The organism is Thalassotalea litorea, assembly GCF_043642205.1.
Classification (GTDB): domain Bacteria; phylum Pseudomonadota; class Gammaproteobacteria; order Enterobacterales; family Alteromonadaceae; genus Thalassotalea_A; species Thalassotalea_A litorea.
In genome coordinates this window covers 1-26,533 of sequence record NZ_JBHZSG010000041.1, presented here as the reverse complement: position 1 = coordinate 26,533, position 26,533 = coordinate 1, and the positions used below count along the sequence as shown (strand labels likewise).

At 41.3% G+C, this 26,533-nt stretch carries 14 protein-coding genes; 9 read left to right on the top strand and 5 right to left on the bottom strand.

All coding sequences use genetic code 11. The annotated features are described in order from the left end of the window. Positions 1 to 8: 8 nt before the first annotated feature. Both ACHUFQ_RS14285 and gcvA read right to left on the bottom strand, forming a co-directional pair. Positions 9 to 707, bottom strand: a complete 699-nt coding sequence (locus ACHUFQ_RS14285; protein WP_394176521.1) for a CoA transferase subunit A — start codon at positions 705 to 707, stop codon at positions 9 to 11. 125 nt (positions 708 to 832) lie between these two features. Then, complete coding sequence (gcvA, locus tag ACHUFQ_RS14280) at positions 833 to 1,747, bottom strand: transcriptional regulator GcvA (RefSeq protein ID WP_394176520.1); 915 nt, start codon at positions 1,745 to 1,747, stop codon at positions 833 to 835. Positions 1,748 to 1,856: 109 nt separating this feature from the next. Here gcvA and ACHUFQ_RS14275 point away from each other — a divergent pair, with 109 nt between their 5' ends. The 7 genes from ACHUFQ_RS14275 to ACHUFQ_RS14245 all read left to right on the top strand — a co-directional run bounded on the left by ACHUFQ_RS14275 (position 1,857) and on the right by ACHUFQ_RS14245 (position 14,090). Continuing rightward, positions 1,857 to 3,830 carry a tetratricopeptide repeat-containing sulfotransferase family protein gene (locus ACHUFQ_RS14275; protein WP_394176519.1) on the top strand — a complete coding sequence of 658 codons (1,974 nt, stop codon included), beginning with the start codon at positions 1,857 to 1,859 and terminating at the stop codon, positions 3,828 to 3,830. Between the two features lie 188 nt (positions 3,831 to 4,018). Continuing rightward, on the top strand, positions 4,019 to 6,409 hold the full coding sequence (locus ACHUFQ_RS14270; RefSeq protein WP_394176518.1) for a TonB-dependent receptor: 2,391 nt from the start codon (positions 4,019 to 4,021) through the stop codon (positions 6,407 to 6,409). A gap of 36 nt (positions 6,410 to 6,445) precedes the next feature. Beyond that, positions 6,446 to 7,246 (top strand): SDR family oxidoreductase, encoded by an 801-nt coding sequence (locus ACHUFQ_RS14265; RefSeq protein WP_394176517.1) that lies wholly within the window; start codon positions 6,446 to 6,448, stop codon positions 7,244 to 7,246. Between the two features lie 15 nt (positions 7,247 to 7,261). Next, positions 7,262 to 8,248 carry an NADPH:quinone reductase gene (locus ACHUFQ_RS14260; RefSeq protein WP_143579683.1) on the top strand — a complete coding sequence of 329 codons (987 nt, stop codon included), beginning with the start codon at positions 7,262 to 7,264 and terminating at the stop codon, positions 8,246 to 8,248. 206 nt (positions 8,249 to 8,454) lie between these two features. After that, positions 8,455 to 10,011: a BCCT family transporter gene (locus ACHUFQ_RS14255; RefSeq protein WP_394176516.1), complete on the top strand. Its 1,557-nt coding sequence runs from the start codon at positions 8,455 to 8,457 to the stop codon at positions 10,009 to 10,011. Beyond that, complete coding sequence (locus ACHUFQ_RS14250; RefSeq protein ID WP_394176515.1) at positions 9,992 to 11,821, top strand: CocE/NonD family hydrolase; 1,830 nt, start codon at positions 9,992 to 9,994, stop codon at positions 11,819 to 11,821. The genes ACHUFQ_RS14255 and ACHUFQ_RS14250 overlap by 20 nt, the downstream gene beginning before the upstream one ends. A 196-nt stretch (positions 11,822 to 12,017) precedes the next feature. Further along, on the top strand, positions 12,018 to 14,090 hold the full coding sequence (locus ACHUFQ_RS14245; RefSeq protein ID WP_394176514.1) for a PKD domain-containing protein: 2,073 nt from the start codon (positions 12,018 to 12,020) through the stop codon (positions 14,088 to 14,090). 237 nt (positions 14,091 to 14,327) lie between these two features. Here the strand turns inward: ACHUFQ_RS14245 and ACHUFQ_RS14240 are convergent, their stop codons facing one another. From ACHUFQ_RS14240 to ACHUFQ_RS14230, 3 genes are read right to left on the bottom strand one after another with little or no spacing between them, the layout of a single operon-like run. Then, entirely contained in the window at positions 14,328 to 15,215 is an 888-nt protein-coding gene (locus ACHUFQ_RS14240; RefSeq protein ID WP_394176513.1) for an alpha/beta hydrolase, read from the bottom strand. Positions 15,216 to 15,250: 35 nt separating this feature from the next. Continuing rightward, a complete protein-coding gene (locus ACHUFQ_RS14235) occupies positions 15,251 to 18,418 on the bottom strand; it encodes a glycoside hydrolase family 2 TIM barrel-domain containing protein (protein ID WP_394176512.1) in 3,168 nt (1,055 codons plus the stop codon). A 12-nt stretch (positions 18,419 to 18,430) separates the two neighbouring features. Continuing rightward, positions 18,431 to 20,977: a glycoside hydrolase gene (locus ACHUFQ_RS14230; protein ID WP_394176511.1), complete on the bottom strand. Its 2,547-nt coding sequence runs from the start codon at positions 20,975 to 20,977 to the stop codon at positions 18,431 to 18,433. A 370-nt stretch (positions 20,978 to 21,347) separates the two neighbouring features. Between ACHUFQ_RS14230 and ACHUFQ_RS14225 the strand changes: the two genes are divergently transcribed. Together ACHUFQ_RS14225 and ACHUFQ_RS14220 are read left to right on the top strand one after the other, a co-directional pair. Further along, a complete protein-coding gene (locus tag ACHUFQ_RS14225; protein WP_394176510.1) occupies positions 21,348 to 23,444 on the top strand; it encodes a hypothetical protein in 2,097 nt (698 codons plus the stop codon). Positions 23,445 to 23,520: 76 nt separating this feature from the next. After that, the gene (locus ACHUFQ_RS14220; protein ID WP_394176509.1) at positions 23,521 to 26,340 is read left to right on the top strand and encodes a TonB-dependent receptor; all 2,820 of its coding nucleotides are present in this window, start codon (positions 23,521 to 23,523) and stop codon (positions 26,338 to 26,340) included. Positions 26,341 to 26,533 lie beyond the last annotated feature (193 nt).

The window sequence follows — 26,533 nt, the reverse complement described above, 5'->3', positions numbered from 1 at the left end:
ATTTACCTTTAGTTGCTTAATGTTATTTTTTCGATACGTTTTTCAAAATCACCTTTTATAACGCGATCTACGTATATTCCCGGAGTATGAATGATGGAGGGTTCTAGCTCGCCAGGCTCAACGATTTCTTCGGCTTCGACAACGGTGATCTTAGCGGCGGTTGCGGCCATAGGATTGAAATTTTGCGCGGTGTGACGATAAATGCAGTTGCCATAGCGATCAGCTTTCCACGCTTTGATAATGGCAAAGTCACCAACAATGCTTTGCTCAAGAATATAATTTTTTCCATTGAAACATTTAGTTTCTTTACCTTCACCCACTAAGGTGCCATAACCAGTTGCTGTATAAAATGCTGGAATTCCAGCGCCGCCAGCTCTCATTTTTTCGGCTAATGTTCCTTGCGGTGTTAGCTCTACCTCTAGTTCCCCATCTAACAGCTGTTTCTCAAACAGCGCATTTTCACCGACGTAAGATGAGATCATTTTTTTAATTTGTTTATCTTTGAGTAAAATGCCTAGGCCAAAGCCATCGATACCGCAATTATTGGACACGACGGTTAATCCTTTAGTGCCTTTACGTTTGATCTCGCTGATCAATCCCTCGGGAATGCCGCAAATCCCAAAGCCACCGGAAATTACAACCATATCGTCTTCCAGACCGCTCATTGCTTGCGAGTAATCGGTGACAACTTTGTCAAACCCAGCCATAAACACCTTGCTTTTTTAATTCCAAATAAGGCTTACTATGAAGTTTTGACTAAAGAAAACAATTGATAAATTTGAAGGGGTTGTTTAGAAAAACTAAACAAACTAAAAAAAACAAGATGTTGAAATTACTTTCTTAGCCTTGATAGGTCGCCACTTTCTTCAATTTGCTTGATTAACCAAGATTGAAATACTTTGATTTTTTTTAAATGTGACTTCTCTTTTCTACAAACAAAGTACCAACTGTATAGGTGGGAACAGCGTAGTTCAGGAAATGGCTCAATTAACATGCCGCTTGCTAACTCAGTCAGCAGGTAAGGCTGCATACCAATAGCAATTCCAAACCCTTGTAATGCAGTCGATAACGCATGATCATAACTATCAAACTGCAATCCTGAATCAGGGTCAACATTCTCAAGTTTGGCATTTTTCAACCAGAACAACCAGTCATGTTTTGACGGGTGAACCTGCAGTAACGACGCATCTTTAAGGTTATCAATAGTAAGTTGAGCCGGAAATTTTTGCAGGTAACCAGGGCTACAAACAGGAAATAACTCTGAAGTAAATAAATAGCTATAATCTAGCTCAGCCTCCCTTGCCGAACCAATTTTTATACATGCATCAACATCACTATGAGAGAAATCAACATCTTCATGAGATGTATGTAACCTGACATTTATTTCCGGATAGCGCCTCTGAAAATCTGGTAACTTTGGGATTAACCAACGAATTGCAATAGTGGAATATAGCTGAATTGTGAGCGTTTTTGAATCCTGTGGCTTCAGCAGCTTTTCCGTACCATAAGCGAGCAAATCAAATGCTTCCCTTAAGACCGGATAATATTTTATGCCAGCATCTGTTAACTCAATATTTCGGTTTTTACGACTAAACAGATCAACGCCCACATAAGCCTCTAATTGTTTTATTTGATGGCTAATTGCAGAAACAGAAACACAGAGTTCATCAGCAGCGCCATTAAAAGAACCTTGCCTCGCTGCAGCCTCAAAACTTTTTAGAGAATTAAGTGGGGGTATTTTTCTCATTATTATTTACTCAATTCTACTTGAATAAAACTCAAGTTAATTAGATAACTTCGATTTGTCAAATGGTAATAACACTGTCAATATCATCAAAAACAATAATAAATTTAATATGACAGAACCTGATATCATGCATTTAATTCAACAAGGGCAAAAACTCTTGGCGAGCGGGGAATCGCGAGAAGCATACAATATTGGCCTAGCCGCAGTAGCAAGCTCACCTAATTCAACGGACTCTCATCTTCTGGTTGCGATAGCGGCTCAACAACTTAAAAAACTTGAAATCGCATTTGATTCAATCACCAAAGTTATTAAATTAAATCCCAACATCGAATTAGCTCACGTAGTTCGAGCAAACATTTCGAGCCAACTTAATTCCGTTAAAACTACCATGGAATTGTGTAAAAACAGTATCCAGTACTTTCCTAACAATTCGCAGATTTGGTTTCATATAAGTCAAAGTGAATATAAGTTAAATAATCATGCTTCAGCCGACAGCGCTTTTAAAAAACATTTGGTATTATCCGCCAGCTCTCCAATATTAGGTGAAGCACTAAAGCAGTTTTTTAAACAGGATTTTTTATCGAGCGAAAAAGCAGTCAGACAGCACCTGAATAAACATCCAAATGATGTAAGCGCCCTAAGACTGCTAGGTGAAATCGCATTAAATTTAGGGGTTTTCGACGACGCCCAACGTTTGTTTGAAAAAGCGCTATCTTTAGCACCTAAATATAGTTTAGCTCGCCTTAATTACGCTCATGTACTGACCAAGCGAGAGCGAAACAAAGAAGCCCTAAATCAAATTCAATTGCTGGAAAAACAGCAACCAAATCACCCTCCAATACTAACAATTAAAGCTGCTACATTGGTGAAGTTAGGCCGTTATAAGGAATCCGTTTCTTTATACAAAGAGTTATTAAAAGCACAGCCTAATCAACCCGAGTTATGGGCATCATTAGGTCATACATATAAAACCACAGGGGAAAAGCAAAAGTGCGTTAGTGCTTACCTTAACGCATTGAAATTTAAACCGGATTATGGCGACGCATACTGGAGCTTAGCGAATCTAAAGACGTATGAATTTAATGACGAACAAGTCACTCAAATGCATCAAAGCTACGCACGGTGTCATCCACATCAAAATGAAAATCTCGCACAAATATGTTTTGCACTTGCAAAAGCATTAGAATCGAAAAAGAAAATTGATGAGTCATTTCATTATTATCAAATCGGTAACCAAATAAAAAGTGAACTTGAGCCTTATGATAGAAAGGAGTTAGAACAGCTGGGTCAACGAAACAAAGCTTATTTTAATCAAGAAAAAATATCTGCGATTTCAACCTTAAAGCGCAGCAAACCACATAAAACCACGCCAATATTTATTGTTGGTCTCCCTCGTTCAGGTTCGACGTTGTTAGAGCAAATCCTTGCAACTCATAGTCAAGTCGACGGAACTAAAGAATTAGCAGACATAATTTCACTCACTCGAAAATTAGGTAATAGAAAGAAAAAGCAAGATAATGATGAGTATCCCCAATCGCTTGCTAAATTAACGGAACGAGAAAAGTGGTTATTAGGCCAAGAATATATAAATAGCAGTGCTCATTTGCGTAACGACGCTCCGTATTTTATCGATAAAATGCCAAATAATTTCCAGCACATAGGTTTAATTAAAACCATTTTACCGAATGCTAAAATAATAGATGCGAGAAGAAACCCTGTCGCTTCCGGCTTCAGTTGCTATAAACAGCTTTTCGCCACGGGACAAAACTTCAGCTACGACTTGAAAGATATTCAACATTACTATCAACACTATTTGTTGCAAATGGAGTTTTGGAAAAACTGCTTTCCAGACGACATTATCACCATCCAATATGAAAAGGTTATCCATCAAACCGAGCAACAAATTCGGAAACTATTAGGATTTCTTAATCTTGATTTTGAAGTTAATTGTCTAGATTTTCACAAAAATGATCGTGCTGTTGCAACAGCAAGCGCAGAACAGGTTCGTCAGCCTATTAATACTAAGGGACTTGACGCCTGGCAACCATATCAACATCACTTATCCATATTACTCTCCATATAGTATTCACACTACTGTTTAGATTTTCTAAACAGTAGTTAACAATAACTCGTTTGAACTTCACTTTAATCGCTTGATAGTCTGAAACAGCTTTTTAGTAAAAAACCAAAAATAAACCGGTTAGCTAACACTTCAAGTGAAGGTTGCCGCGCCATAAGAATAAATAAAAAATTATAAAACGGGGAAGGTTTATGAAAAGAGCAACCTCAATAGTTCAAAACAAAACCAAAATTTCATTAGCCATTAATCATGCGCTTTACGGTTCAGTCATAGCTGGCTCCATTTTATCGACGACAATTTTTACCCCTAATGCGCATGCTCAACAACAAGAGAATAAAGCAAAAGATGTTTCAGGGATTGAAATCATTGAAGTTACCTCTCGAAAACGCGTTGAGAATATTCAAAATGTTCCAAGCAGTGTTCAAGCGTTATCGAGTTCAGACCTTGAAGAGCAAGGCATTGAAAACTTTGAAGACTATGCGTTGTTACTACCCAGCTTATCATTTACCAGTGCAGGTCCTGGTCAAGCTCAGGTATACATGCGTGGTGCTGCTGATGGCGGTGACGGCAATGCTTCAGGCTCTCAACCGAGTGTAGCAATCTATCTCGATGAACAGCCTGTTACAGCGATTGGTAGAAACTTAGATTTACATATTTATGATATTGAGCGAATAGAGGCTTTAGCTGGTCCTCAAAGCACACTATTTGGGGCAAGTTCACAATCAGGGACTCTGCGCATAATTACCAATAAACCAGACGTCGACGCATTCGAATCTGGCGTTAATGTTGATTTTAGTACAACTAAAGAGGGCGAACCTAGCCATACCATTGAAGGTTTCGTCAATTTACCACTAACGGACAATACTGCGATAAGAGTTGTTGGTTGGAATAAATATGACGGTGGTTATATTGATAATGTTGCCGGTACCCATACGTCTGCGTTATTTACTAATGGTGGAGAATTATCTTTTGTTGAAAACACCAATGAACGCTTCGTAGAGGAAGACTTTAATACGCTTGATAATTCGGGATTAAGGGCTAGTTTAAAAACTGAAATAAATAATGACTGGGAAGCTGTACTGACAGCTATATATCAAAAACAAGAAACAAATGGCGTGTGGTATCACGACCCTGATGCACCAAACGGAGAAGTTGGCGATTTAGAAGTGCAACGATTCAATCCAGAGACAATGGATGACGAATTTACTCAAGCATCTTTGACCATTACCGGAGACTTGGGGGATACCGAACTTGTGTATGCCGGCTCCCTCATGGAACGCGATGTTCAATTTAACAGTGATTATTCCGATTATACCGATTATTACTCCACGAGCTGGATACAGTATTACGGCTGTGAATACTATGGCAGTGCAACAGCCGACTGCACCAATATGATGATCGCCTATAACGATGACAATAAATACGAGCGCGATACTCACGAGCTGCGATTACAAAGCATCAGCGATTCGAACTTTCAATTTACCATAGGCCTATATCATGAGAGCTCGAGCCATGATTACAGACAGGAGTGGGTAATGGAAGGTATCGCGAAAGGCCCTGACTTTGAACAGTTTGGCGTTCCAGATCTTTGGTATCTTACCGATCAAAAACGAGAAGACAATCAATCTGCAGTTTTCGGCGAATTTACCTACGATCTAAACGAAAAACTATCTCTGACTTTAGGTGGACGATATTTTGAAAATGAAAGTAAATTATCAGGTACATCTGGATATGGTGTGATAGCCCCAGGGTTTCCAATTATCGATGTAGATACAGATGTTGACGATAGTGGCTCTATATTTAAAGCCAATACCAGTTACCAACTTACTGACAATCAACTCATTTATTTAACATGGTCAGAAGGTTATCGCCCCGGCGGTATTAACCGTGATGAGACAGAGGTAGTTCCTCGTACCTATAAAGCTGATTTTGTCGAAAATATTGAGCTTGGTTGGAAAACCATGTCTGAAGATCAAAATCTGCGATTCAATGGTGCCATCTACGCAATGAGTTGGGACGATATGCAGTTGACTCGCTATGATGCCTCGTTTGGCTCTCCGGTCGGCCTGACAATAAACGTCACCGAGTCTTCTATTATCGGCATAGAATCAGATTTAACATATATGTTAACAGCTAATCTTCGACTCAGTGCTGCCGCAAGTTACAACCAAGCTGAATTGGCAGAAGACCTAACCGTTGGCAATAATTTTTCGCCAGAAGGTACTGAGTTACCAAACGTTCCTGAATTTAAAGGCAACATCTCTGCCCGATATTATGTGCCTGTGATGACTTACGATGGATACATTCAAGCAACCTACTCGTATGTTGGCGAACGCCAAAGCGACATATTCAAATATTCAGGAGGCGATTTTGACACTGACCAACGTGAAGATCTAGCAGCGTATAGTATTACAAATTTTTCTGCAGGTATTGAAGCTGGTAGTTGGACAGCCTCCATTTACGTCAGAAATCTAACCGATGAGCGTGCGGAGTTATCAAAAGGAATCGCAAGTTGGGACTCTACTATAACTGTCAATCGTCCAAGAACGATAGGAGTATCGTTCAGTTACCTTTTTGAATAAACCATCAATTTAAGCGATTTAGGATAAGGATAGATAATGACAAAGCCCATTATCACATTAAGCGATAATTTTGTTGCTTTGATTTCCGCTGGCGCAAGCGGTATCGGTAAAGTGATTGCTGAACATTTGCTGGCACTAGGAGCAAATGTTCACGTTTGCGACATCTCAGAAAAAGCCATTTCAGATTTTATTGAGGCAAACCCTAGTGCATCTGCCTCGTTGTGCGATGTGTCAGATTATCAACAGGTTAACCAGGTTTACAATGAGTTAAGAGATCTCTATGGTAAATTAGATTTATTAGTTAACAATGCTGGTATTGCTGGCCCGACAGCAAAAGTCGAAGACATCGACCCCACAGATTGGCAGGCGACGGTTGAAGTTGATTTACATGCGCAGTTTTATTTTACGAAGCTTGCTGTACCACTTTTAAAACATAACCCGCAAGGAGGGAGTATTATCAATATTTCCTCAAATGCTGCATTTTTCGGGTTTCCGTTACGCTCCCCTTATACGGCTTGCAAATGGGCGCTTATTGGCTTAACCAAAACCTGGGCAATGGAGTTGGGCCCAGATAACATTCGCGTAAATGCCATATGTCCCGGGAGTGTAAAAGGCTCAAGGATAGATGGCGTTATAGAGAGGGACGCAGCAGAGCGAGGAGTTAGCAGTGATGAAATTCGTGAAATTTACCAAATGCAAAGCTCAATGAGATTATTTGTTGGACCAGAAGATATCGCCAATACTATCGCGTTTTTAGCGTCACCACTCGGGGCATGTATTTCTGGCCAAGCAATTGGATTAGACGGGCATACTGAAAGCCTGTCGAATAATTTATAAAATTTAGGAGTAATTATGAAAGCCGCATGGTTTAAAACATTTGGAGCACCAGCTGAAACCATAGTTTTAGGAGATCTTGAAAAGCCCACCCCGAAAGCCGGCGAAGTATTAGTCAAAATCAAAACAACCGGAGTTAACCCTTCTGATACTAAAAAACGTGCTGGGGCATTTCCTGACTTGCTCGATGATGGTTTGGTCGTTCCTCACAGTGATGGCGCAGGAATGATTGAAGCAGTCGGTGAAGGTGTAGACCCAGGGAGAGTTGGCGAGCGTGTATGGCTATATCAAGCTCAATTTGGCCGACGTTTTGGAACAGCCGCTGAATATATTGCTATTGATGCAAGCCGTGCCCCTAAACTGGCAGATAAAGCCTCCTTTGAGGTTGGCGCGGTACTAGGTATTCCGGTAATGACCGCACACCGCTGTGTATTCGCCGATGGTCCAGTTGAAGGCAAAATCATACTAGTAACAGGAGGCGCTGGCCGTGTGGGGTATTATGCTATTCAATGGGCTAAATACGGTGGTGCTACTGTCGTAGCGACGGCCAGTAACGACTCAGATAAAGCCCTTTGCCTGGAGATGGGTGCGGATCATGTAGTAAATCACCGGGAAATTAATTGGGCTCAACACGTACTGGAGGCAACAGGGGGTAAAAAAGTAGATCGCGTGGTAGAGGTTGAGTTTGGTCAAAATTTACCACAAGTTTTAGATTGTATTGCGGTTGGCGGCACCATTGCGACTTACTCCTCTATGGTAGTCCCTGAGCCACAATTGCCTTTTAAACGCATGATGTTCATGGATCTTACCATACGTATGGTTATCGTTTACGCAATCCCTGAAGAAGCTAAACAGCAAGCAATCTCTGATATTGATACGGTTTTATCAAAACAGCTTTTCTCTCACCGTATTGCTCATAGTTTGCCATTCGAAGAGATGGCTGCTTCACATGAGCTAATAGAGAAAGGTGGCTTTGGTGGTTGCGTAGTAGTAAATATTGCTTAGCAGATTCTCCCTAAATGGTAGTCTAAGAGTTCTTTTTAAACAGCTGTTCTTAAACTACCATTTTCTTTTTATTTAATACGACTTAATTGATAGTCTTTGATTTACGTAAGTAAATTAAATAAACCCTCCGAGAAGAGTACCAGTATTTGCACCGCAATAAGACTGCGACGTTTTTAAGGATAATAAAAATACCAAAGGATTTATTAATGAGCGGTAGTCAAATAGATCGGCCAATGTTTATTACCACACTGATGGTTATCATTGGTATAACTTTTCCCATCGTGTTTTTTAATGAGAGTTCAGGCAGCTTTATAACCTCCCTCTATGATAGCATTACCAGCCATTTTGGTTGGATTTATCAATGGTATGCCTTATTGGCTTTAATTTTTTTACTATGGTTGGCGTTTAGCAAATACGGTTCAATTAAACTCGCTTATTGCCAAGATGAAACCCCTGAGTACAGTACACTCGCCTGGATAACCATGATTTTCTGTGCTGGTGTCGGAGCTGGACTTTTATATTGGGCAGTCATTGAATGGTCATATTATTTAAAAACTCCGCCGTTAGGTATAGCCCAAGGCAGCAATGCAGCTAAAGAATGGGCAACGACTTACCCTTTGTTTCATTGGGGGGTCAGTGCTTGGGCAATATACTGCTTACCGGCAGTTGCAATCGCCTACCCATTTTACGTTCGTAAAATTCCGTTTCTAAGACTAAGTACAGGTTGCGGTCACTTTTATTCGAGTGCAGAAGCCAACAATGCTGGTGGCCGGAAAGGACGCATTGTCGACTTTCTTTATATGTTAAGTTTAATCGGTGGTGCGGGTACCTCTTTAGGTCTATCGACCCCAATGATTGCAGCGAGTATTGCGGAAATTTTAGGTGTAAGCCACGACTTAGTATTAGAGATTGCCGTGGTCCTATTTTGCATAGTAATCTTTGGTAGCAGCGCTTTTTTAGGGTTAGATAAAGGCTTTAAACGCTTATCAGAGCTAAATTTAATAGCGACATTTTCCCTTCTATTATTTGTGTTAGTTGCAGGTCCAAGTCTCTATATTCTTAAATCAGGAACGAATAGCATAGGTTTAATCATTCAACACTTTTTTGAGATGAGCTTGTGGACTGATCCTGTAAGCAATAGTGGTTTTGTTGAAAGTTGGACAGTTTTTTACTGGGCATGGTGGGTTGCCTATGGCCCATTTGTTGGCTTATTTGTAACCCGGATTTCAAAAGGTCGCACCATTAAGCAGTTAATATTAGGTATGTTATGCTTCGGTAGCTTGGGAGCTTGGTTATTTTTTATTGTCTTTGGCAACTACGCAATCGATTTACAGCTTTCGAATACGCTCAATATTAATGCCCTTATAGCCACATCAGGTGAAGCCACAGCCATATCAAAAATTATTCTCGCGCTACCTTTAGGTCAATTCGCCTTACTATTGTTTGCGATTGTTTCTGTCGTTTTTCTAGTTACCACATATGACTCAGCCTCTTATACCTTGGCTTCAGTAACTACCGCAAAATTGAAAGAAGGACAAAACCCGAATCGATGGAATCGACTTTTTTGGGCTTGCGCTCTGGGTATTGTGCCTGTTGCTCTCATGTATATTGATGGCGGATTAAAAGTGATTTTATCAACAACCATTGTCGTTTCTCTGCCTTTACTCGTTGTCAGTGCATTTCTCGCTTATTCGTTGGTAAAAATGTTGCAAGCCGATTATTCGTCATCTGAGAGCTTTAAAAATGACGACTCGAATTTTTAATTACTTCTTCAGTTTAATTTTTCTCAGTATTTTTAGTAGCCAACTATTGGCGATTGAAATGTTGAAGAGTCAAATGGTAAAAATGCGTGATGGCATTCATCTCTCGACTGACGTTTATTTTAAAGGAGATTCAACGACACCTAGACCAACAATTTTGATCAGAACAGTCTACAACAAAAATAAAACCTTTGATTGGAATCCCGTTTGGCGACAACTCGTTGAACAAGGATATATTGTTGTTATACAAGATATCCGGGGAAGATTTGAGTCAGAAGGCCACTATAAAGTCGGTTATGGCCGAAGAGAAGATGGAATAGATACATTAGATTGGATTGTTGCTCAACCTTGGTCTAATGGTAAAGTTGGTCTAAGTGGCTGCTCCTATTTGGGCGAGGCGCAAGTGGTTCTCGAAACCACAAAACATCCAGCGTTAGTTGTCGGCCAACCGCAGTCACCCGCATCTGGTTATTATCGACCAGGTCGAGCGTGGCAGTCTTTTAGCGGTGGTGCGTTTGAATTAGCCCAAACTGCTGGTTGGTTTGCCAGCAACGGCTCAATCATTTTTTATGGTCCAAATTTAACTGGCCAGGCCCGAAGCCATTGGTTCAATTCACCACAAGCAAAGCATTTTAGGATGCTACCGGACTATGATTTCAAAAAATATTTAGCGAACTTAAAGTCATTACCAACGATTGATTTGCTTGCTAAAAGCCACGCATACCCTAGTGATTACCAATTGTGGCGAAATCGTTCTCCCGACGACGTATATTTTCGGAATATGGATTTAGTAAAGCAAGATGACACAGTGTCCGTACCCAATCTATTTTTTGATACTTGGTATGATTATGGCGCTCGCGAAACGTTAATGATGGCCGAACAATTTCGTCAGTCAGCCCAAAACAAAAACACCCAGCATCAGTATGTCATTATTGGACCTGGTACCCATTGTAATTTCCCGCAAAAAGATGACGAGTTAACTGCTGGCAACAGACCGCTTGCAAATACCGCGCAACCTTATCATCAAATTCAGCTCGATTGGTTCAATTATTGGCTTAAAGGTCAGGAAAATAGTGCCACACAGCGCCCTTTCCTTACTTACTATGTGTTAGGTGCCGATGAATGGCGCACAGCTAACGAATGGCCAATAAAAAATACACAGTATCAGAAGTGGTTCTTAAGTCATACTTCCGAAGCCAACTCGCGATTAGGTGGAGGCCGATTAGTGACATCTCCTAAAAGCTCTGTTGCTCAAGATCAATTTATCTATACACCTGAAAATCCTGTACCTTCTCTCGGTGGACATACTTGTTGCACGGGTACTGACACCGAAGCTGGTGGCTATGACCAGTCAACCATAGAATTGCGACAAGATGTGCTTGTCTATACTTCAGTCCCACTTAAACAGGGAATTGAAATGACAGGGTTAATCAAAGCAAACATTTATGTCAGCTCATCAACTACCGACACCGATTTTACGGTAAAGTTAGTGGACGTATATCCAGATGGTACGGCATATAATATTCAAGAAGGCATTACCCGTATGCGTTACAGGAACTCTTTACGTGAGCCGTCTTTAATTACACCCAATCAAATATATGAGATTCAAGTCGACTTAAATGCCAGTAGTAACTACTTTGCTGAGGGACATCGAATTCGTGTAGAAATTAGCAGCTCGAACTTTCCTCGGTTTGAACGTAATCTAAATACTGGTCAACCTAACCACTTAGGCACAACCTTTGTAAACGCAGTCAATAGTGTTTTTCACGGTGGAGACAAAGCATCTTATATTGAGCTACCAATAATTCCCTAACCATTTCAAATCCTGAACTAACCATTGCATATACGTGGTTATCTAACGTTAAAATTTACTCAACAAAGATTTAAAAATCATCAAGTTAAAACATACCGATCTGCATTGCATAGACATACATAACACGTGATATTCATATAATCCTGTTTATAAATATTAATAAAACTAAGACAAACCAAACTGGGGAAATATGAAAATGACGAATATTAATAAAGGTGTAGTACTGACGCTTTTATGCGCGCTCACACCACTGGCTAATGCGGAGGTCATAGATCCTGCAGATCCCAACATCCAATACACAGGGCGCTGGAACTTTGATAACCCATCCACACCTAAAGTAACCTGGCATGGTTCCAAGCTAGTTTTTCGCTTTAGTGGCACGAGTGCCTCAATAGATATTGATGCTGGTGCCCGCAGTCCATACGGCAATCAGTGGCAGGAACAATACCGTGTAATTATTGACGGTGTGCCTAGCCCTGATCGCATTTTTATGCCACGTGGACGAAGTACCTACACATTAGCAAATAACCTCCCTGCGGGCGAACATACCATAGAGCTGTTTAAAGAAACCACCTATGCATATACCTCAGCCAGCACCATATACGGCATTAATATTGATGGCTCATTGCTTGCCCCACCACCTAGGCCTACTCTTAGAATTGAGTTTTTAGGTGATTCCAATATGGATGGCACCTCTAACTATAGTGAGCAAGATCAAGGCGAATCAGGTGGGTATTACGCGTATCCGGCAATGGTTACACGTATGTTAAATGCCGAAATGAACTTGCAAGCAGTTGGCGGCGCAACGCTAGATGCTAATGGTGACAACGACGTACAATCCTTTATCTTTTCACAAAATTACAAAGATCAAGATATTAACTATCGAAGTGGTTTTAACCCGCATGTCATTGTTGTCAATGCCGGTGCTAATGACGTGGGCGCCGGAAAGGAGGAAATAAAAAATCGTTATAAAAAGGTAATCGCTGATTTACGCACGGTATATGGTGATAACCCGCATATTGTTTTGTGGAATGCTTATGGCTGGAATCTTGACGAACCTGCCAATTACAGTCATGAAGTAGTGGCTGAAGTCGGTGGTAATTTAACTGCCGTGAAATATCCCTGGATGTGGGAACAGTTCCACGGTTCTATGTGGGATCACAGTGGCCAAGCTCATATGTTAGCGGAACATATTGCGTCACTAAACCCCGCTTGGTCTATCCAAAATACCAATGACATCGCGGATGCCTACACGAAAAATGGCAACGTTGCTAACGGTAGTTTCGAGTACGTTGCGCCATTTGGCAGCTTCGGTTGGCGTTATTTTGATGATCCTGGCGTTGAACGAGTTTACGACCCTGCCGGAGCAGCTGATGGTAACTACTATGTTCGCCTGACGGCTGACACTCAAGCTCGTGGAGTTCATCAAGCGACCGATGCAACCGGTGACTTACTCCGTGGTGCGACTCAAGGTGGAGAGACATATACTATTACCGCTAAAGTCAGAGGTACGGCTCCCGGCGCCCAGGCAAAGTTTGAAACGCACTTCCAAGGTCAAGCTATGTGGACACACAAAATTGAAGATGGCAGCCCTTGGCCCTATGCAATTAAAACTTTCGATGTAACGACAGACTGGCAAGAATATAGCCATACCTTTACCGCTGAGGCGGGTGTCTGGATGCTATTTAACTATATTTTTGCAACTCAGGGCTCTGTAGAGTTTGACGATGTACAACTTACCGTTGGAGCAGGACAACCACCAACAAACCAAGCGCCTACAGCCAGTTTTACTGTTGATACAAACGAATTAACCGCCAGCTTTACAGATACCAGCTCAGACTCAGACGGCAGTATAGTGGGCTATAGTTGGGATTTTGGTGATGGAAATACATCTGTTAGCCAACATCCAGTTCACAACTACGCAGCTAATGGTATTTATACGGTTGAGTTAACAGTAACCGATGACGATGGTGCGAGTAGTATCAGTAGCCAGCAAGTAGACGTAGCTCAAGCATCGGGTAGCGATATTACGATGGAAATTACATCAGGCTCGCTCAACAGAAAAGGCCGTTTAGTCGTAAACCTTTCTTGGACAAATGCAACAGGCTCTAACGTCGATATTTACCGCAATGGCGAATTTCTCTGGACAACCGCTAACAATGGTAGTTATAAGGATGTCTCTACAGGCATGATTAGTGGTACTTATACCTACCAGGTTTGTGAACAAAACAGTAGCGTTTGCTCGTCAGAACAATCAATTAATTTATAAAACGTTACCATTATCCAGGTCGGTGAAACTATGTTTACCGACCTGTCTATTCATTTCCTGCGTTAAACATAAGTGTTAAGAATTACACTCATTGGGCAATATTCAGCTAGTTCTTTTTTCAAATCTATCTGCTTAGAAAAACGAATTTCGCTCCCCGTCTGCGATAGAAAACCAGAGCATAATAATCAAATGATCTAGATAAAATCTACGTTACAGCTATGCGCTATCAACATCACGCTAATGAATAGTTAACCTAGTCAACCAGTTGACCGCCAATGTAAGCCATTGATCGGTGCCATGCTCTTCATGTCCAGTGCCAAAGCCGTGACTTCCTGTCGCAAATAAATGCAACTCTGTAGGCACACGGTTCTTTTGTAACGCTTCGGCATATGAGGTTGATTCAGTGTAATGGCAAGTATCATCATCCATCGCATGCACTAAAAAAGCGGGAGGGATATTAACATCCACATGATTCAATAAGGTGTTATAGCTAACTTCTTGTGCAGTAAGAGGCCTGTGATAAAGCGTATCTTGTAACCATTGTTGGTTTTCTTTGTTTAACTTAGTTACCCCGTAAATCAGCATTGAAAAGTTGGGGTTTTCTTGGCTATTTTCGGACAAATGTACGCTAGCAACAGTTGCCAAATGACTGCCTGCAGAAAAACCCAATACGCCGACTTTACCTGGATTAATATCGAATCGAGGAGCCTGCTCTCGCAGAAAGCTTAACGCCTTGCGAACATCGGTAATGGGTACTAGCTCAGGCGAGTTTGATGACTTTGGGTTGGGCAAACGATATTTCAATACTGCAGCAGTAATCCCTTTATGAGCCAGCACCTTAGCAACATCGAACCCTTCGTGATAAATGGCTTCCACTTCGTATCCACCACCGGGAAGTATGACAACAGCAACCCCTGTATTATTTCCTTGTGCAGGAAATACGGTCATTTCAGCCTGGGTCACGTCCGTTACTACAGTCGTGCCCCACAACTGTTTTTCATGCTCTACCAGATCATTACTTTTATAATACGGTGGCGTTTGGCTTTGCCATAAAAGCCACTTTTCTACCTTAGGTGTTGAATGAGAGTAGCTCGTAAATAGCGTGCTTAAAACTAACCCATTCAATAGTTTTCTTATTAGATCCCACTTCAACACGGCCATTACTTAAAAGGCTTAAATGCAAATGAAAAGCGATAATCTAACCAAGGTAAAATATAGTTAGGTAGTGGCGCAGAACCCCAAGAATCTGTTCCACCAACACCACGCTGGCGGTAGTCGATATTGACAAAAATTCGATCTTTTTTCGTTAGCTCATGCGGATGTAAGTTACGTCTAACATGATCTTGCTTTGATGCATCGTAATCGTCAGTCGCATAAAACTCCGCACCAAAACCTATTACGCCTTTTCGCTTACTTCCCTCTTTATCGACACCAGTAAAAGTAATGCCCTTACCGTGTTTATTGATAAAAGAGACATGACGAACATCGGTGCGGTAACCATTTTCAGATGGACGCACGTAAGGTACGTACATACCATCAACATCCGTTTCGTAAAAACCAACAAACGCAGATGACTTTCTGTCATCATAGTTTTCATGTGGACCACGGCCATAGTAGTTAATGTGCTCAAATTGGCTATCTAATTCGAACATATTACCGATGCGCGGCAGTTCACCATATTTCTTATGCGGTGCAGCATAGAACCAGTTATCAACTTGAACTTCACCATTGCCATAAATATGGTAGGTCAGTAAATAACGGCTCTCTACCGCTTCAAGCGCCAGCTCAACATCAACCTTGGCATAAGAGTCAGACACCTGTTTAACCACCATACTGGTTAATTTGCTATTACGGCCTAGTTGCTGCCAAACGGCGAAGCTACTTTCATAACTTGCAATTTCTAGGTCGTTATAAACCGGCGCTCGCCAGAACTCAGGGCGCGCTTGTGCTTTTAGGAACTCAGTGCCTTGATAATTAATCGATGAAATTAATCCAGATGTATTGTTGATGCTTATCGAAAAGCCGTCACCACTAAATTGCGTTTGCTTAATTTGCTGGTTTATCTTTAATAGTTGTTGGTTAGCTTTAGTTACAGCTACATTCACCGCGTCAAACGCTAACTGCTCTTGAGCAACAATATGGCCTCTGGCTAATAAGCCGTCTTGTGTTTTTAAGCTAACATCAAGGTTTAAGAAATATTCATGCCCTGATTTACGCGAAGTTTTAATCGCTAAGCTGTGCAGTTCAAACTCACCTGCTTTGGCAGATAAGCTACCTATCTTACCTTGTTCAACTTGCTTGCCGTTTTCTAACAAGCGCCAAGATAATTGATAATCAGTTAAGTCTTTAAAATAGTGTTTATTAATAACCTTTATTTTGCCTTGGTTTAAGTCGACAGCTTCAACACTAATATTTTGTTGTACTTGTTTTACTTCCCACAAATAAGGGTAAGGAGAGCGATCGGCAAATACTAAGCCGTTGGCACAAAAACTATCGCTGTTAGGTGTACCTGCTGGTTCTAAATCACCACCGTAAGCTTGGAAAACTATGCCGTCATCTGTCGTTTGCTCGATAGTTTGATCAATCCAATCCCACACGAAGCCTCCTTGCAAGCTGTCGTACTTTTCAAAGGCGTCCCAGTATTCCTGAAAATTCCCCAGCGAGTTGCCCATCGCATGTTCATATTCAATTAAAATAACCGGACGATCATCATGCGCGGTTTCTGCATAACGAATAATATCAGGCAATGGTGCATACATTTGACCGTAAGCATCGGTATGACGGCGCAGTTGTGCCTGTTCTGACATTACGGGTGACTCTTCTTGTGCTTTGAGCCAATCGTAAGTTGCTTCCAAGTTGGGACCATCGCCTGATTCATTCCCTAACGAACGAATAATGACTGAGGGGTTGTTTTTGCTACGCTCATACATATTAGAAACGCGGTCAATGTATGCTGCTTTCCACTCGGGCTTGTTAACAATATGTTTATCAGGATCATACGAACTTCCCTGGTTAGATGCCCCTAAACCATGGGATTCAGTATTGGCTTCGTCCATTACATACAAGCCGTATTTATCCGCTAAATCGTAGATATATTGGTTTTGCGGATAATGCGCCATACGCACGGCGTTGATGTTAAACTCTTTCATCAACCTAACGTCTTCTTCCATAGATTCTCGGGAGACAACATGGCCAGATTTAGGGTCATGTTCATGACGATTAACCCCTTTAAATAACACTGGTTTGCCGTTGACTAAGAAGTTTCCATTTTTGTATTCAGTAGAGCGAAAACCAAAATGACGACTAATATACTGACTACCCTGCTGCTTTTTATCTAACAGAGTTAAACGAATATCATATAAATTAGGCTGTTCTGCGCTCCACAGCTTAGGCGCATCAAATGTTGCGCTAAAGCTAACCTTAGTTTTTTCTGCTGAATTTAGTGCTTTTACTTTTAATAATTTAGTAAAGATAACCTGCTGGCTATCATCTAATACTTCTACTTTAAGGTTTTGTTCACTGGAGCGTTGCTGACCGCGATTATCAATTTCCGCATCAAACGTCAGTATGCCGTTGGTGTAGCTTTCATCCAACGTGGTATAGGCATGAAAATCTCGAACCGCCACTTTAGGTGTAGTGTAAACATATACATCTCGTTCGATACCGCTTACTCGCCACATATCCTGACACTCAAAATAAGAGCCATCGGAATAACGATAAACTTCCAGAGATAACAAATTTTCACCAGGCTGGATGTACTTAGTTATATCAAAGGCTGCCTCAGTCTTTGAATCTTGTGAATACCCCACTTTTTTGCCATTGACCCAGATATAGAACGCTGATTTAACTGCGCCAAAGTGAATGAATACTTGTTGGCCGTTCCAGCTTTCTGGCACATCAAATGCTTTTCGGTACGAACCAACCGGATTGTAGTCTACGCCCTTTTCAGTTAACACTAAGTCATCATCAAAGCAGGCATGACTGTGATAAAACGGTATGCCATAGCCATTTAATTCCCAATTTGCTGGAACAGGGAACATCCCCCAGTTGCTGTCATCATAATCTGTTTGAAAAAAATTTTGTGGACGTTTGCTTGGATGATCTACCCAGTTAAATTTCCAGTCACCATTTAGTAATAAGTGATTACTTTGTTGCCATGGCAATTCAGAAGCCAGCGCCTGTTCATTGTTTAAAGAATAAAAAAAACTCCGAGCAGGCTCTTTGTTAATTCTAAATATTTCTGGATTGCGCCACTCTTCGACAGCAACACTAGTAAACGATGTCACTGCCAATACAAACAACAAGCGATTTAAATTAATTAATTTCATTTACTAATGTCTCTAATTGTTATTTCTCTTTTTTGGGATAAACAGCCTTACACATGCTAATAGATATAAAAGTGACCAGGACGCACCTGAGTCATCAGATTTATTAGTTTCGGGCGTAGGCTCTGGGTCAGGATCTGTATTGGAGTTATCGTCAATAACGAAACGTGATAAATGGGTTGCTGTAATAGGTCTCTCTAATGCACCATCAGGTAGTTGCCAGCCTACTGAGAGGTTATCCCCACCGTTATGCTCTTTGTGCAAGGTTTCAACATAATATTTTTGACCAGCGATTAAATAAATAGCTTCCGATTGCTGAGATTCGTACTTATCCCACTCTCGAAAGTTGTTCCAATCGCTGCTGTAAGCAATTTTTTGCTTATTTGCCGGATCTTCATCCGTACTTAACCACAATTCACCTTGGTTGTCCGACGCAATCCAGAACTTGTACTCACCACTTGCCGGAGCACATACATAGCCTCGAATTCGTGTACCATAGTTATCCCCCGTATCAGCTTCTATCTCAAAAACACTAATCGTTGTTTCTGTCGCAGGTTCGCTGAACGGGATGCTTGAAGGTGATGAGTCTTGGCTGTAATCACCTGTCTCAACAATATTCATCCACGTCTCAAGATTGAGGTATCCGTCAGATTCACATTCTTGTTCAGCTAAAACGGTTACCGCCTGCGTTTGAATATAGGTGTCTGAGCCAAAGTTGTTCGTAGCAGTTAGTTCAACGTCATAACTTCCTGCTCTCGCATAGGTGATTTCCGGAGACGTCAAGTTGCTCGCTTCAGGAGAACCTCCCGGAAATGACCACAATAAACTATCCGGCGCGTTAGTTGTCGTGCTAGAAAAACTGACAACGCCTCCTTCTGCCACCTTCACGCGATTTTGGATAAAACTTGGATGAGGTGATGAAGAAACATCGGTTAAATCCGCCACTAAGGTCACAATTGATTTGGCAGGTACAGTATACCCATCCACTAGTTGCTCACTGACCAGCATACTCAAGTCTTCAGCGTTATTCGTGAGATACGGTACGAATGAGCTAACCACTTTATCTTGTGGCAAACCCAACATTTCAAAAGAAATATCTTGCGCAGCGCCACTTGCATTTGCCAGAACAACTACAATTCTTTCATCACTATCACTTTTATAGGCTGACGCCATCAAACCATTCAGGTTGTCGACTCGGTCTAGACCTATACGGACGTAGCCCGGGCGAATGAATCGGCTGTAATGCCCCAAAGTCCACAGCACTTTAGATGTTTGCAAAGATTCCGCATCGAGTTCGCTATTAACTTTAATTAAACCATCTTTGTAGTTATAAGCAGTTACCCCGAGCCACCAATGCCATGCACTCGCATTTAAACGTGTTAAATCTCTGTGAAGTACTTTAGCCACGTGCAACGCATAGTCGATATCGTTGACATCCCATCCATTGCCGTCAAAATTACGCGCATCACCAGTACCACCTAAAATGGAAAATTCACTCATCCATATTTTCGCTTCTGGGGATACAGCCGTTACATTTTCATGAACAAGATCTCTTAATTCACCCATACGATCAGCCCAAATATCGGAGAAATAACCGTGAAGTGAGATCTTATTACCTAGCTTTTCACGCAACCCCTCATCGCCTAGCAATTCATCAATATAGTTACGATAAAGACCAAGCCCTTTGCTATTCATGCCCCCGCTATAGTTACTATGGCTGTTACTAAAATCGCGATAGCGACTATCGCTAAGGGCTGCGGTATATTCAGCAACTTCACCAGCATCAATCTCTACTTGGTGGTTTAAACCTGCTCGTTGCAAAGCATTATAAAGCTCGCTGTATACAGTAATTAAATCTTCGTTGTTGTAACGATTGCCTTCTTGTGATTTGCCCTGCCACTCCCAACTTGGTTCATTTACAGGGCTAATATAATTTACAGGCACGCCAACAATATCGCCCCGCAAGTACTCAAGCACATCGACTAAAAATTCAGCATATTGCATCACTTTATCGGGGTCTAAATTGGTTGAACCTATACCACTTCCGTCATTGGGATGAGCTAAGCCATTTTTTGTTGCCCATACAGGGGGACTATTAGAGAATGCGACGAAGTCTGAGACACCACGGTGGTATGCTTCCTGTAAGAATCGTATCTGGCCTGATTGTTTTTCTGGTTCAATATCTGCCCCCGAATCAGGCTGCAATAATTCGGCCCTACGATAATCTTTATTTAGATTATCTAAACCTATCAGGCTATTAGCTCCCTGTTCGCTACTTCCCGCTCCTATATTAAAACGCCAACCAGACAATCCTATTCCTGACTCCTCAGAAAATAATAGGTTTGCTAATTTTTCGATATCCTCTTCTTTACCTTGTCTTTGCCATTTGCTAATCAGAGGATTGATAATCCATGCATCTGATGCTCCAAAATTATCAATCGTTTGGAATTCCGTGCCGTATTCAATGGTTAACTTCGTTTCGGCATTAGATAGGAAATGCATACCCAAACATCCAAACAGCACAACTAACCTTTTACGTTTAGTTATATTTAATTGTTTCATGTTGCTATCCCTCGAATTAGCCAAGCCGTAATCATTAAAAAACACTTAATTTATAATCTGTACCTATCATTTAACGTCATATGTTACTAAAGAAATTTTCCTCTTGAATATCAAAAAAAACTCAACAATTGATGAGAAAATATCACCAATTAAATTTATCTCCGATTTCGGCTCTTACACCTCTCCCCTAAACTCCCCTGTAGTCATCGCCATACATAGCCTTGCGCTTTTTCATACCAATATAAAGCACCAGCTAAACATCACTTTTTTGAATTTAAAGACCTTTGCCCTTGATTGACATCGGATAAGGCATAAAGCAGTTTTAGTGGGCATACAAAATCGGGGTGATTTAATAATTTGAGATAACAACATGAAAAAAACGATTATAAAATATCCATGGATTATCCTATCCATTCTCGCGTTGACAGCCTGCGGAGAAGGCGCTGAAGACGTATCTATAGACTATGATCCGTCTTCTTTGACATCAGAGAATGCGTCAAACGTTTATGAAGAGCCGCCACGCGCACCTGAAGGTTTCAAAGTAATTTACTATGTAGATGCTGGCGACGGAACTCCCGGAAAACTGGAAGTTCTAGAAACATTTGGAACGCGCAGTAGCAACGAAGATCAAGCTTACGGTCCAGATATAACCACCGGGTACTCATGGGGATATACCGCAGAAGCCGCACAATATTATGCTGATGCTGATAAATGGGGAAGTATTCGAGGTGATGAACGCGACACTCCTGGCCTTGGTGTTGAATATGCATTTGAGTTAGATCAAGGCAGTTATACGGTCGTCATTGGTTTTGACGATCCTTGGGATGCTGAAGGTACTCGCCACGTTGATATCGTACTTGATGGAAATGTTGTTAGCGAAGGCTTTTTTATTCCTGCAGATGCCGCATATGAACGCTTTGATGATATTGAGGTCACTGATGGTGTTTTAGAGCTTTCAGTACAACGTACAGCAAGTAACACCGACGGTAGTGCCGATCCACAAATTTCTTGGATTGAAATCTGGGGCGACACTGATGAAGAAGTCGCTGATCCTGTACAAAAAATTTGGATTTCTGGTGAATTTCAAATAAATGATTGGGAGTTAAGCCAAGCGCCTGAAATGAAGCCAGAAGCTGATAGCTGGTATGAAATGACCGTTCACTTCCAAGACGCAGGCACCTTTAACTTTGTTGATCAAACAGCAAACTGGGATGAATATTACGGGACTGACGATAACGGCAATATCATCTACTCAGGCAGTGGCGGTTCTATGTCTGTTGATGCTGCAGGTTATTACACTATTCGCTTTAACTTAGAGTCGCTTGAGTACTCTGTTACTGAAACTGACTTATCCGCAGTGACTCCGCAAGAGACTATGTACATTTGGGGTAAAGGCTTCCCTCAATACCCGGATCACGACTGGTGGGATGAAAGCACTTCATATTATGACATTGCAGACGCCATACCTTTGACCAAAAACTTTAACGATATGGGCGAACATGTATTTGGAATTCAAGGTTTAGATTTTTCAGATGCTATTGAACTGCAATTTGTCAATTCTACCGATGCTGACACTGCCGTTCAGTTTGGCTTTAGCGGAATTGATATCTTAAATGCTAGTGCGTCTGAATTTTATTGGCATGAGACAGTACAGGAAGACTGGCAATATATCACCTATAACGGTGCAGCAGGTACTTACACACTAATCTTCGACTATGCAGTAGGAAGAGCAACCCTAATAAAAGAATCAACCTCAATCTATATGGTCGGCACAGGAACTCCAGGGGACTGGGACATTTCACAGGCGGTAGAGTTAACACCATCGAATGAATGGCCGGGCTGGTATTATATTGACATCCGCTTTACCAATGAAGATTCAGGTGATGCGCTTAAACCTTACGGAGACTATAAATTTGTTAGCGAACAAAGCTGGAATGGCGACAATTATGGTTTAGCTGATATCACTGTTGACACAACCACAATGGAAAACTCTGGTGACAGCGATGGCATTCCAGCCCCAGCTCCGGGTTATTATACCGTATGGTTTGAGCCTTCAACATTGACCTACGAGTTATACGACTTATCCGCAGAAACAATTCGCAATGAAATGTTCATCGTTGGTAAAGGCTATGTCGATTACCCAGATCTAGACTGGAATCCAGACGCAGCCATACCTATGAACATCAACTTCCAGGGAGAAGGTGACTATGTCTTTGGTCTCGAATGTTTAGAGTTTAGCGACGCTGTTGATATGAAGTTTTTGGGTCAAACATCTTGGGATGGTTTAGACGTAGGCTTTGTTAAAGGTGGAGAACAAACAGCTCCTATTGTTTGGGCTAAGACTGCAAGTGGTGATGGTACGTCAGATTTAAAGATTAACGACCAAGCTGGATTCTATGATGTCTCGTTTGATTACTTACTAGGACGAGCCAGCGTTTTACCCAATGACACCGGCACCTGTAATTAGAACCCGAATAATTACCCAACAAGAATAAAAATGTGGCCACCGACCATACATGTCGGTGGCATACAGGAGCAAACTTATGAATTACTCAAAAACAATAAAAAAAAGTTCTAAACGCTTATTTTGTTTAAGCTTTCTATCTATTTGTATCAATAACGCTCTAGCCCAAGAGCAATTAGATTCGTCAGATGAAAACCTCAATGATATAGAAGTTATCGAAGTCAACGGCTATACAGATAGCGTCAAAAAATCCATTTTATCGAAAAAAGCGGCTGATAGTATTATCGATACTATCGAAGCTGAAGATTTAGGAAAGTTTCCCGATACTAATATTGCAGAATCTTTACAACGAGTTACTGGTATATCCATAGATAGAAATGGTGGTGAAGGTAGTAAAGTCAGTGTTAGGGGCTTAGGCCCTGAATTTAGTGTTACTACGTTCAATAACCGGGTTTTGCCTAACCCTGATGGCACACGCTCATTTAGTTATGACATTTTAGCTTCTGAAATGGTATCAGGCGTAGATGTATTCAAAACGTCAAAAGCAGAGCTATATGATGGCGGTATTGGTGGTGTCATAAACGTAAGAAGTTTAAAACCACTCAATTTGGACGAAGGAATAACAGGCGCTGCATCAGTTAAAGCGATGCATGATGAGTTGTCGGGCGAAACTGACCCTCAATTCTCAGCGGTAACCAGTTATAAAAATAATTCTGGCACTTTCGGTGTATCTGCTTCATTCGCATCACATCAACGCACAGCACGCGCAGATTATATGGGCACAGGAGGTTGGGGCGAGGTAAGATTTGACTTAGATTCTAATGGGGCTAGAGAACTAGTAGCATTAACGCCGTCATATGTTGATTATGGCGTAGAAGAAGTCGATAGAGATAGAAACTCTGGCATGGTAGTTGTTCAGTTTGCCCCGAACGACGACATTACCTTTACCGTTGACGGTTTATACTCACAATACGATACATATTCCAGTTACAACTCCTTTACTCATTATTGGGGTGGGATTAACACTAACCACGCTGGTCCTGGTAGCGTCAAAATAGACGAAGAAGGAACCATGGTTTATTGGGCCGGTCATGCTGCACCATCCGAAATGGTTCATTCTACCGGTCACAGACCTACTGAAACTTATATGCTTGGCTTTAACGTTGAAAAGTACTTTGACGATGGCGCTTTATTATCCTTTGATATATCCCATGCCAAATCGCAAAACACTGCAGGTGGAACCCAAAGCTTCGCCGTAAGTGGTTTTAGAAACACCACCGAAAGTTCAAGCATTTTCGAAATTAGGCCGGGCGATACGATTCCATCAATTACTTTTCCTGCCTATGATGAAAATGGCATACCTACGGGCGAGTATGTAGCGAGTCCTTCTTATCTAACGGATAATTCTCTGTTGGCAAATCACTTTATGGTTGTTGAAGGTGATGATAATGAAGATACCATCAATGACGTAAAAGTTGACTGGTTTAAACCGCTAGAGCTAGGGCCAATAGTTGCTGTTAAGGCTGGTGCATTTGGCAACGAAAGAGAATTTCAACGAACTCGAATCCGTAGCGCCGATGAAGTAAATAATGGCACATCAACGGGTTTTGGTGATGATATTCCCGATCATATTGGCTCAATAATTAAACCTAGTGACTTTTTAAGTGGTGTTTCTGGTAGCTTCCCTATGGCTTGGCTGCAAACTGATAACGAAGCATTACGCGCTTATTATGAATCTGACGAATTTATCAAAAATGGGGAATACTATAACCAAAGAGTGGATGAAAATGGCAATCCCATCCCTAATCTAGATTACACTCCAGCGGTGGAACTTGCTAATAGTCCAGGAGTTAAAGAGCGCAATATTGGTGCATACGTACAATTAGATCTCGAAGGTGAACTAGGTACGATGCTGTGGTCTGGTAATGTGGGGGTACGTTACGTTGAAACAAAGCAAACCTCAACGGGTTGGGGAGAAGAGATAATTAGCATTACACCCAACCCTGATGATCCAACCGTAAGCATCATGGAAACAACTGACCCGTCCCCTCGAGAAGTAGTTCGGACTTATGACGAAGTATTACCTTCTATGAACCTCAAACTGGAAACTACTGATAATACAGATATTCGTTTATCTATTTCTGAAACGATAACGCGCCCTGAGTTATGGCGTATTGGAGTAGATACTGGTTACAATACCAGACCTAGCGATCCCGATGGCGAAGGTATCATGTATTTTGGCGTATCTGGTGGTAACCCCTATTTAAAACCTTATACTGCGCTTAGCTTAGATTTAGCTGCCAACTGGTATATCAATGATTCTTCATATTTGGGGATTACATATATGAAGAAAGATATTGACGACTTTATCGTTAATACCACTCAAAAGGTAGTAATTAATGGTTACAACTTTATATCCTCCCAAGACGATAATTTAGAGAACATTACCATTTCTTCAATTGAAGTCGCTGCAAACTTTATTTTTGATTTTCTACCTGGCGCATTGAGCGGTTTAGGTACGCAAATCAACTACACCTTTGTTGATAGTGCCGATTCATACGTAACTACTGAGTTTTATAGTGTAGGGATAGATGGTTTTTCTGACACAGGAAACTTCATCTTATTCTATGAGTATGGTGGTTTAGAATTACGAGCTTCTTATAACTGGCGAGACAAAACAATCTCAGGCGCGAGCCAAACTGATTCATACTGGAATACAGCTTACGGTCAATGGGACGCTAGTGCCAGTTATGATATCACTGAAAATATTTCAATCTTCGCAGAAGGAGTAAACTTAACTGAAGAAGCCACTGCAGGTTACCAGGGCAGCGCTAATAGATTAACGAATTACGCGTATTACGGCCGTAGATTTTCACTAGGAGTAAGAGCTGAATTCTAATAAATTACACTCGTAAATACTCTATGGGGTTCAGTTAACGATTAATAGTTACCGCCCTTAACCTTAAAACGTAAAAAAGCCACTTACTAAAAGTGGCTTTTGTTTTTGTGTTTAGTTGTAGTGGCATAGTAATTTTGGCCACCTAATTAGAGGATGTTATGATCCGTTCATAGCAGTATTAGGTGAATTAAAT

Excerpts from the sequence above, each read along its gene's own strand:
- ACHUFQ_RS14250 (WP_394176515.1), top strand. The coding sequence starts at position 9,992 with ATGACGACTCGAATTTTTAATTACTTCTTCAGTTTAATTTTTCTCAGT.
- ACHUFQ_RS14265 (WP_394176517.1), top strand. The coding sequence starts at position 6,446 with ATGACAAAGCCCATTATCACATTAAGCGATAATTTTGTTGCTTTGATT.
- ACHUFQ_RS14275 (WP_394176519.1), top strand. The coding sequence starts at position 1,857 with ATGACAGAACCTGATATCATGCATTTAATTCAACAAGGGCAAAAACTC.
- ACHUFQ_RS14270 (WP_394176518.1), top strand. The coding sequence starts at position 4,019 with ATGAAAAGAGCAACCTCAATAGTTCAAAACAAAACCAAAATTTCATTA.
- ACHUFQ_RS14245 (WP_394176514.1), top strand. The coding sequence starts at position 12,018 with ATGACGAATATTAATAAAGGTGTAGTACTGACGCTTTTATGCGCGCTC.
- ACHUFQ_RS14260 (WP_143579683.1), top strand. The coding sequence starts at position 7,262 with ATGAAAGCCGCATGGTTTAAAACATTTGGAGCACCAGCTGAAACCATA.
- ACHUFQ_RS14225 (WP_394176510.1), top strand. The coding sequence starts at position 21,348 with ATGAAAAAAACGATTATAAAATATCCATGGATTATCCTATCCATTCTC.
- ACHUFQ_RS14230 (WP_394176511.1), bottom strand. The coding sequence starts at position 20,977 with ATGAAACAATTAAATATAACTAAACGTAAAAGGTTAGTTGTGCTGTTT.
- gcvA (WP_394176520.1), bottom strand. The coding sequence starts at position 1,747 with ATGAGAAAAATACCCCCACTTAATTCTCTAAAAAGTTTTGAGGCTGCA.
- ACHUFQ_RS14285 (WP_394176521.1), bottom strand. The coding sequence starts at position 707 with ATGGCTGGGTTTGACAAAGTTGTCACCGATTACTCGCAAGCAATGAGC.
- ACHUFQ_RS14220 (WP_394176509.1), top strand. The coding sequence starts at position 23,521 with ATGAATTACTCAAAAACAATAAAAAAAAGTTCTAAACGCTTATTTTGT.
- ACHUFQ_RS14255 (WP_394176516.1), top strand. The coding sequence starts at position 8,455 with ATGAGCGGTAGTCAAATAGATCGGCCAATGTTTATTACCACACTGATG.
- ACHUFQ_RS14235 (WP_394176512.1), bottom strand. The coding sequence starts at position 18,418 with ATGAAATTAATTAATTTAAATCGCTTGTTGTTTGTATTGGCAGTGACA.